This window comes from Zemynaea arenosa (assembly GCF_004614185.1).
GTDB classification, from domain to species: Bacteria; Pseudomonadota; Gammaproteobacteria; order Burkholderiales; family Burkholderiaceae_D; genus Telluria; species Telluria arenosa.
The window spans coordinates 1-8,562 of record NZ_SPVF01000239.1 but is presented as its reverse complement, the minus strand read 5'-3'; the positions used below and the strand labels follow the sequence as shown (position 1 = coordinate 8,562).

9 protein-coding genes are annotated in these 8,562 nt (G+C 68.9%); 8 read left to right on the top strand and 1 reads right to left on the bottom strand.

The genetic code is table 11. From position 1 onward, the window contains the following. Positions 1–165: 165 nt before the first annotated feature. Entirely contained in the window at positions 166–1,089 is a 924-nt protein-coding gene (locus tag E4L96_RS18795; RefSeq protein WP_135208743.1) for a DMT family transporter, read from the bottom strand. 78 nt (positions 1,090–1,167) lie between these two features. On the opposite strand from E4L96_RS18795, the gene E4L96_RS18790 reads away from it, so the two are divergent. The 8 genes from E4L96_RS18790 to E4L96_RS18760 form a co-directional block, all read left to right on the top strand. Beyond that, a complete protein-coding gene (locus tag E4L96_RS18790; RefSeq protein WP_135208742.1) occupies positions 1,168–2,070 on the top strand; it encodes a LysR family transcriptional regulator in 903 nt (300 codons plus the stop codon). A 108-nt stretch (positions 2,071–2,178) separates the two neighbouring features. Beyond that, positions 2,179–2,907, top strand: coding sequence for a c-type cytochrome (locus E4L96_RS18785; protein ID WP_502654458.1), 729 nt, complete (start codon positions 2,179–2,181; stop codon positions 2,905–2,907). 10 nt (positions 2,908–2,917) lie between these two features. After that, entirely contained in the window at positions 2,918–4,342 is a 1,425-nt protein-coding gene (locus E4L96_RS18780; protein ID WP_229414618.1) for a c-type cytochrome, read from the top strand. 52 nt (positions 4,343–4,394) lie between these two features. Next, positions 4,395–4,571 carry a hypothetical protein gene (locus tag E4L96_RS23875; RefSeq protein ID WP_167758741.1) on the top strand — a complete coding sequence of 59 codons (177 nt, stop codon included), beginning with the start codon at positions 4,395–4,397 and terminating at the stop codon, positions 4,569–4,571. Positions 4,572–4,581: 10 nt separating this feature from the next. After that, the gene (locus tag E4L96_RS18775) at positions 4,582–5,166 is read left to right on the top strand and encodes a cupredoxin domain-containing protein (RefSeq protein ID WP_135208741.1); all 585 of its coding nucleotides are present in this window, start codon (positions 4,582–4,584) and stop codon (positions 5,164–5,166) included. Positions 5,167–5,179: 13 nt separating this feature from the next. Beyond that, positions 5,180–6,784, top strand: coding sequence for a cbb3-type cytochrome c oxidase subunit I (locus E4L96_RS18770; protein ID WP_167758742.1), 1,605 nt, complete (start codon positions 5,180–5,182; stop codon positions 6,782–6,784). Continuing rightward, positions 6,781–7,617 carry a c-type cytochrome gene (locus E4L96_RS18765; RefSeq protein WP_135208739.1) on the top strand — a complete coding sequence of 279 codons (837 nt, stop codon included), beginning with the start codon at positions 6,781–6,783 and terminating at the stop codon, positions 7,615–7,617. Before E4L96_RS18770 ends, E4L96_RS18765 begins: the two co-directional genes overlap by 4 nt. 137 nt (positions 7,618–7,754) lie before the next feature. Continuing rightward, positions 7,755–8,562, top strand: an 808-nt coding sequence (locus tag E4L96_RS18760) for a 6-phosphofructokinase (protein WP_135208738.1), incomplete at its 3' end; no start/stop codon positions are given.

The window sequence follows — 8,562 nt, the reverse complement described above, 5'->3', positions numbered from 1 at the left end:
CCTCTGAGCGGCGCTCAGGCATCGCGCCGCGCCGGACGAGCGGCGCTCAGGCTTATCGCCGCGCAGGCTTTGCCGCCGCGCCGCCCTGCGCGGCGCCCTCGTTTGTCGCAGCGCCTCTAAGTGGCGCTCAGGCTTGTCGCCGCGCCGGCTGCGCGGCGTTGTCCTCTATCGGTTGGTCAGCGTGACGCCCGCCACCGCGACCGCGCCGCCAAGCACCATCGACAGCAGCACCGGCTCGCCCAGCAGCAGCGCGGCAAAGGTCACGCCGAACACCGGCACCAGGTTGTTGAAGACCGCCGCCCGCGACGCCCCCAGCGCCTTGACGCCTTCGTAGTACCACACGAACCCGATCACCGTGCCGAACGCGCCGAGGTAGCCCACCGACGCATACGCCGTCCAGCCGACTTGCGTCCAGTCGATCTGCCCCAGTTGCGGCACCGCGCCGACGGCCAGGAACAGCAATCCCCACAACGCCGCATACGTGGTCGCGGCGACTGGCGACAGCTGCGTCAGCGCGCGCCGCCCGACCAGGGTGTACACCGCCCAGCTGCTGATCGCGCCCAGCATCAGCAGCTCGCCGGTGCCGAGCGACTGTGAGATATCGTGCACCGCGCCGGCGAAGTCGCCGCGCGTGATCACGATGGCCGCGCCGAAGAATGCCAGTGCGATGCCGGCCCACTTGCGGCCACTGAGCCGCTCACGCAGGAACAGCGCCGCCGCCAGCGCCGTCACGATCGGGTTGAGCGCGATGAACAGCGCCGCGCGGCCCGCCGGGATGCGCCCCAGCGCGCCGAAGAAACACAGGTTGTACAGGAAGATGCCGGTCAGCCCCAGCGCCGCCGTGGCCAGCACCTGCTGGCGCGACAGCCGCGGCAGCCCGCCTTCCTTGCGCCAGACGATCAGCAGCAGCAGCGCGGCCGCCACGCCAAAGCGCAGCAGCGCGGCGACGATCGGCGGCAGGACGTGCGCCACCGTGCGCCCGGCGATGAAGGTGCCGCCCCAGAACATGGCGGTGGCGGCAAGCCGCAGATACACGCCCAGCGGCCGGGCCGGCGCGGCGGGGAGGGAGGTGGCAGTGGTCGTAGTCATGATCGGTAGCTTGCTTTCCGGTTCAGGAGGACATACATTAAAACTAATCCATGATTATACGAAAATGAGCGATTACTCATGACCTTCACCCAGCTCGACATCTTTATCCTGGTCGCGGACCTGGGCGGCTTCACCGCCGCTGCCCAGCGCCTCGGCATCAGCCAGTCCGCCGTCTCGCATGCGATCAAGTCACTGGAAAAGGAGCTCGGCGTGGAGCTGGTCGTGCGCCAGCAGGGCGCCGTGGAACTGACCGACGTCGGCCAGCGCATGCTGGCGCGCACCCGCGAGATCACCGGCCTTACGGACGCGATGCGGCAGGAAGCGGCCGCTGCGCGCGGCATGAACAGTGGCGTGGTGCGCATCGGCTCCTTCGGCCCGACCGCGTCCCTGCGCCTGCTGCCCGCCATCCTCAAGGCCTTCCATGCGCGCTACCCCGGCATCGAGGTCCAGATCGACGAGGGCACCGATGACGAAGTGCGCCAGTGGCTGCTGGAGCGGCGCGTGGACGCGGGCTTCATCGTGCTCCCCAACGAGAGCTTCGACACCGTGCCGCTGGCGGAGGACCAGCTGCTGGCGCTGGTCCCGCGCACCCACCGCCTGGCCCAGCGCCAGTTCATTGCGCCCACCGACCTGGCGGGCGAAGGCTTCATCATGTCCGAAGCCTGCTGCGGTCCGCTGGTGGAGCCGGAGTTCGCGCGCCACGGCGTGCCGCTGCACATCCGCTACCGCATGTCGCAGGTGCTCACCATCCTCGGGCTGGTGGGGGCGGGCGACGGCGTCTCGGTGATGCCCGAGCTGGCGCTGCCGATGGACCTCGCGCGCAGCCACCCGGACGTGGTGGTGATCCCGTTCCGCCCGGCCATCCGGCGCCGCGTGGGCCTCGGCTTGCGCAACCTGGCGCGCGCCTCGCCCGCCGCGCGCGCCTTCGTCGACATCGCCCGCAAGGCAGCGCGTTCGCTGGAGGAGCGCAAGGCCGCGTGAGCTCGGCAGCAGCGCACGATTGAGGAGCGGAAATACCGACACCCGTGCTACTTTCCGCTCCACGATGAGGCTGGACATTGCGGCCTTCCATTGCCGAGGAGCCAAGCCGTGCGATTGCGATTCGTCTGCCCAGCTGCGTTCATCAGTGCCGTGCTGCTGCCCGCCCATGCGCAGGCGCCGCGCGGCGGGGCGGACGTGATCCCGGACACGATGGAGGCGCGGATCGCGGCCTGCGTCGGCTGCCACGGGGCGCAGGGGCGCGGTGTGGAAAATGTGTATTTTCCGCGCCTGGCAGGCAAGCCGGCTGGCTACCTGTACAACCAGCTGGTGGCCTTCCGCGACGGGCGGCGCCATTACCTGCCGATGAACTACCTGCTCGAATACCTGCCGGATCCGTATCTGGCGCGCATGGCGGACTATTTCGCCGCACTCAATCCGGCCTTTCCGGCGGTGCGCGGGCAGGGCGACGCGAAACCCCCGCAGCAGCTGGTCAACGAGGGCAAGGCCATCGTTACCGGCGGCGTGCCGGGCAAGAAGATTCCCGCCTGCGTCACCTGCCACGGCAGCGAGCTGAATGGCCGCGAGCCCGGCATCCCGGGCCTGCTCGGGCTGCGCGCCGACTACGTGAGTGCCCAGTTGGGGGCCTGGCGCTATGGCGTGCGCACGGCGCTGGCGCCGGACTGCATGCAGTTCGTCGCATCCAGTCTCACCGAGCGCGAAGTCGCCGCCGCTGCGGCCTATCTGGCCTCACTGCCCGTGCCCGCCAACTCGCGCCCGGCCAAGCGCGACGCCAGCCTGCGCCTGCCGCTGGCCTGCGGCAGCCAGCAGATGCGCTGAGGAGAGCACGATGAGACTCTCCGCCAAACTCACCACCGGGCTCGCCCGCAAGATCGCCACCCAGGCCGCCCGGACGATCAGCGCCCCATTCACCACCAGGCTCGCGGACAGGCGGGCGATCCGCGTCGCTGCCGTCTGCAGCGCGCTGCTGGCGGCCGGCTTGCTCGCCATCGGCGCACCGGAGGCCGCGTGGTCGCAGGCCCGCACGCCCGCGCCAACCGCCGCTGCACCGGGGGTGCTGGTGGCGGCGCCCAAGGCAGCACCCGCGCCCAGCATCGTGGACCGTGGCCGCTACCTCGCCCAGGCCGGCGACTGCATTGCCTGCCACACGATCCCCGGCGCCAGGATCTTCTCCGGCAACCGGCCAATGCCCACGCCCTTCGGCACCCTGTACTCGCCCAACATCACGCCCGACCCCGAGACCGGCATTGGCCGCTGGACCGCGGACGAGTTCTACCGCATGATGCACACCGGCCGCGGGCGCGATGGCAAGCTGCTGTACCCGGCGATGCCGTTCGCGTCCTACACCCGCGTCACGCGCGCCGACAGCGATGCCATCTTCGCTTACCTGCGCTCCGTGCCGCCGGTGCGCCTGCCGTCGCGCGACCACGACCTGCGCTTCCCTTACAACAACCGCGCCCTGCTGATCGGCTGGCGCACGCTGTATTTCGACGAAGGCGAGTACCGGCCCGACCCGTCCAAGTCGGCGGAATGGAACCGCGGCGCCTACCTGGTGCAGGGCCTGGGCCACTGCGCCATGTGCCACACGCCGATCAACGCGCTGGGCGGCTCGTCCGAGGCGCGCGCCTTCCAGGGCGGCCTGATCCCGATGCAGAACTGGTATGCGCCTTCGCTCACCTCCAACCGCGAGGCCGGTTTGGGCGACTGGGAGCTGAAGGACATCATGGACCTGCTGCAGACCGGCGTCTCCAACCGCGGCACCGTGTACGGGCCGATGGCGGAGGTCACCTTCAACAGCCTGCAGTTCATGACCGATGCGGACATCCGCGCCATGGCGGTCTATCTCAAGAGCCTCCCCAATACGGACACCGGCAGCACAGAGCCTGGTCGCGCCCCGATCCGGGCTGCCGAACAGCAGATGTATTCGCAGGGCCAGCGCATCTACGCGCAACAGTGCGCGAGCTGCCACGGGGCCCAGGGCAAGGGCAAGCTGCCGCACTATCCGCCGCTGGCCGGGAATCGTTCGATCAGCATGACCTCCGCGGTCAATCCGATCCGCATGGTGCTCAATGGCGGCTACCCGCCGGGTACGCGCAAGAACCCCATGCCGTACGGGATGCCGCCGTTCGCGCAATCCCTCAACGACAACGACATCGCCGCGGTGGTCACCTACATCCGCACCTCCTGGGGCAACCGCGGCGCGCCGGTCACGGTGCGCGAGGTGAACGTGCTGCGCAGCGCCACTGTCGAATAAGCATCGAACAAGCGTCGAATAAGCGTCGCATAACCTCTGCAAGGAGACACCAATGTTCCAGGAACCGCCAGTCGTAGCGAGCCGGGAAGAGTTGCAGCAGCGCGTCGACGCCGTGGTGGCGGCCGGGCCGAAAGGCGCGTTCGCGGTGGCCGGGGTGGCGCTGGCGATCGTGATGGCCTGCTGGGTGCTGTTCTACGTGTTCGTATTCGTCGCGCGCGGCGGCGTGTAAGGGAGGGCGGATGGAAGCACATGACGCACGAGGCGCGCACGCCGCTTCCCCGCACGCAGTGGCGGAGAAGGCGGAGGCGCGCTGGGCCTGGATCGTCGGCGCAGTGATCGCCTTCCTGCTGGTGATGATGGCCTATATGAGCCTGCACTGGATCTCCATGCCCGCCACGCGCACCGAGACCATCGACCCGACGACCCTGCACCTGGCCGGCGAATTCGTCGAGCGTAACCTCGGCACCGCGCGCGAGGCCGATGGCAAGTTGACGCTGCGGGTGGTGGCCAACCAGTACTCGTTCACGCCCCAGTGCATCCTGGTGCCGGCCGATACGCCGGTGCTGATCCGCGCCACCAGTGCGGACGTGGTGCATGGCTTCTCGGTCACCGGCACCAATGTCAACACCATGCTGGTACCGGGGTACGTAAGCAGCTTCGAGGCGCGCTTCCACAAGACCGGCGACTTCCTCATGCCCTGCCACGAATACTGCGGCACCGGGCACGCGGCCATGTGGGCGCACGTGAAGGTGGTGCCGCAGGCGGAGTTCGACCAGGCGCTGAGCCGCGCCGCAGCGGGGAGGGCGAGCTGTGTTGAACGTTGACGCGCGCCGGCTGGTGCTGGCCCACTTCTGGGTGGCCTTTGCCGCCTTCTTCGTGGCGCTGCTGCTGGGCGAGTGGCAGATGTACATCCGCAGCCCGCTGCACGCGTGGATCGGCAACCCGGAGCTGTACTACCGCTCCGTGACCGCCCACGGCTCGGCCATGGGCTATGTGTTCCCGACACTGGTGGCGATGGGCTTCGGCTACGCCATTGTCGAGCTGTCCCTCAAGCAGACACTGATCGGCAAGCGCTGGGCCTGGGCCGGGTTCGCGCTCGTGGTGCTGGGCACCGTGATGGCGATGATCCCGGTGGCGCTGGGCCGCGCCTCGGTGCTGTACACGTTCTACCCGCCGCTGGTGGGCAATCCGTTCTACTACCTGGGGGTGGTGCTGGTGGTGGTCGGCTCGTGGATCTGGGTGGCGCTCATGTCCATCAACATGTACGCCTGGAAGAAGAAGCACCCGGGCCAGGCGGTGCCGCTGCCGATGTTCGCCAACGCGGCCGGGGCGTACCTGTGGGCCTGGACCTCGGTCGGTGCGGCGCTCGAAATCCTGCTGCAGATCCTGCCCGTGGCGCTGGGCTTCAAGTCCACCATCGATGCGGGGCTGGCGCGGGTGTTCTTTTCGTGGACCCTGCACGCCATCGTCTATTTCTGGCTGATGCCCGCTTATATCGCCTTCTACACACTGGTGCCGCGCGCGATCGGCGGGCGGCTGTACAGCGACACCATGGCGCGCATCTCGTTCGCGCTGTTCCTGGTGTTCTCGATGCCGATCGGGGCCCACCACCTGTTCCAGGACCCGCAGGTCGGCGCGGGCATGAAGTTCCTGCACGCGGTCTTCACCGGCATGGTGTCGGTGCCCACGCTGCTGACCATTTTCACGATCACGGCGTCGGTGGAGGTGGCGGGCCGGCTACGCGGCGGCACGGGCGCGCTGGGCTGGGTGCGCGCGCTGCCCTGGCACAATCCGATGATGCTGGCGGTGGCGTTCTCCTTCATCCTGCTGGGCTTCGGCGGGGCGGGTGGCTTGATCAACATGAGCTACCAGCTGGACTTCGCGGTGCACAACACGCAGTGGATCACGGGGCACTTCCACCTGATCTTCGCCGGCGCGATCGTGATCATGTACTTTGCGCTGGCGTACGACCTGTGGCCGCACCTGACGGGGCGCGAGCTCAAGGACGTGAAGCTGATCCGCTGGCAGCTGTGGCTCTGGTTCGTCGGCATGATCGTGACGACCTTCCCGTGGCATGCGGTCGGCATCCTCGGCATGCCGCGGCGGATGGCCTATTACGACTACACGCACCCGGAGCTGCAGCCGCTGGCGGCGTCCGTGATCATCACCTTCATCGGGGGGCTGATGCTGGTGGTGTCGGGCGTGCTGTTCCTCCTGGTCCTGCTGCGCGGGCACCGGGCGCTGCGCATCAACCTGCCGCAGTACACGTTCAGTGAACCGGTCCACGTGCTGGGCCGCCTGCCGGCCGCGCTGAACGGGCACGGGCTGTGGATCGCGCTGATGATCGGGCTGACGGTGGTGAACTACGGGTTCCCGATCATCGAGCTGGCGCGCCAGCCCCAGACCTCGGTGCCGGCCGTGCCGATCGGAGGACCGCCATGAACGAGCACCAGCAACCGGATCATCGCGCGCATCATCCGGCGGAAGAGCACAAGGTCTTCAGCCTGGCCAACCGCTGGTTCGTCGGCAGTGTGGGGATCGTCGTGCTGCTGGCCCTCGTGGCCGGGCTGGTGGGCCTGGTGTGGCTGCCGCGCACGCAGGGGCAGGGCGCAGGTGGGCTGTGGGATGCGATCTGCAGCGCCGCCGGTGTCACGCGGCCGTTCGTGGCGGAGGGCATGCCGCAGGAGGGCATGGCGCGGCCGACCAATGTGATTGTCTACAACCAGATGCTGCCCGCGGCGGACAATCCCTCGATCGGGCGCGGCGCAACGCTGGCCCTGCGCTGCACCATGTGCCACGGGGCGCGCGGCATGAGCCCGGCCGATTCGCCGCACCTGGCAGGGCAGCCCGCGCCGGCCACCTACAAGCAGCTGGTGGACTTCAAGTCCGGCCACCGCAAGAGCGCGGTGATGGAGCCGCTGGTGACGGACCTGTCGGACCAGGACATGCGGGACCTGGCGGCCTACTACCAGTCCCTGCCGCGCGAGAAGGCCATGGTGCGCGAGACGGCGGCGGCCAGCCTGGCGCCGGTGCTGGTCTCGAACGGGGCGCCGGTGCGCAACATCGGCGCGTGCGCGTCCTGCCATGCGCTGGCGGTGGCCAAGACGGCGACCCCGTACCTGGACGGGCTGCCGGTAGCCTACCTGCGCGGGCAGATGCAGGCCTTCGCGCAGGGTGCGCGCCACAACGACATCAACCGCCAGATGCGCAATGTGGTGCACCAGATGACGCCGCAGGAGATCGACGAGGTGATTGCCTGGTACGCCAGCCGCTGACGTGCAATATGCAACCATTTGGTTGCATATTCGGTGCTGCCAGGTCAGGTGTTTTTGATATGCCGCAAAGATTTTCGATGTCCAAACAGCGATAGTCGGCTTGCGGACATATGGTCCGCGTGCTAACGGAGCGGAACATGGTGGCAGCATCAGGGGCAACCGGGACCCCGGCGATTCGGCGCATCGGCCTGTTGACGGGCGGCGGCGACGCGCCCGGCCTGAACGCGGTGATCCGCGCCGTGGTGTTGGCCGCGGCGCGCGAGGGCTGGGAAGTCACCGGTATCCGGGACGGCTTCGATGGCCTGCTGGCGCCGGACCGGCTGGGAGGCGGCGTCTGCGCGCTCACACCGGACGATGTGCACGGCATCGCCCATCTCGGCGGCACCATCCTCGGCAGCAGCGTGCACGCCGATCCGTTCCACTACCCGCAGCCGCAGCCCGACGGCTCCATCGCCGCCTGCGACCGTTCGTCCGACGTGCTGGCCCAATGCGCGCGCCTGGGCCTGGACGCACTGGTGGCCGTAGGCGGTGACGGCACCATGGCGATTGCGGACGGCCTGGCGCGCCAGGGCTTGCGCGTGGTCGGCGTGCCCAAGACCATTGACAACGATCTTGACCACACCGTGGCCACCTTCGGCTTCGATACGGCGGTGGCGTTTGCGACCGAATGCATCGACCGCCTGCACAGCACGGCTCAGAGCCACCGCCGCATCATGGTGGTCGAGACCATGGGCCGCTACGCCGGCTGGATTGCGCTGCATGCCGGGCTGGCGGGCGGGGCGCACGCGATCCTGATTCCCGAGATCCCCTTCGACCTGGACCCGGTGGCCCGCGTGATCGCCCAGCGCGACCGGGCTGGGCGCCAGCACAGCATCGTGGTGGTGGCCGAAGGCGCGTGCCCCATCGACGGCACGCGGGCCCTGCAGGCCGCCGGCGCCGCGGGCC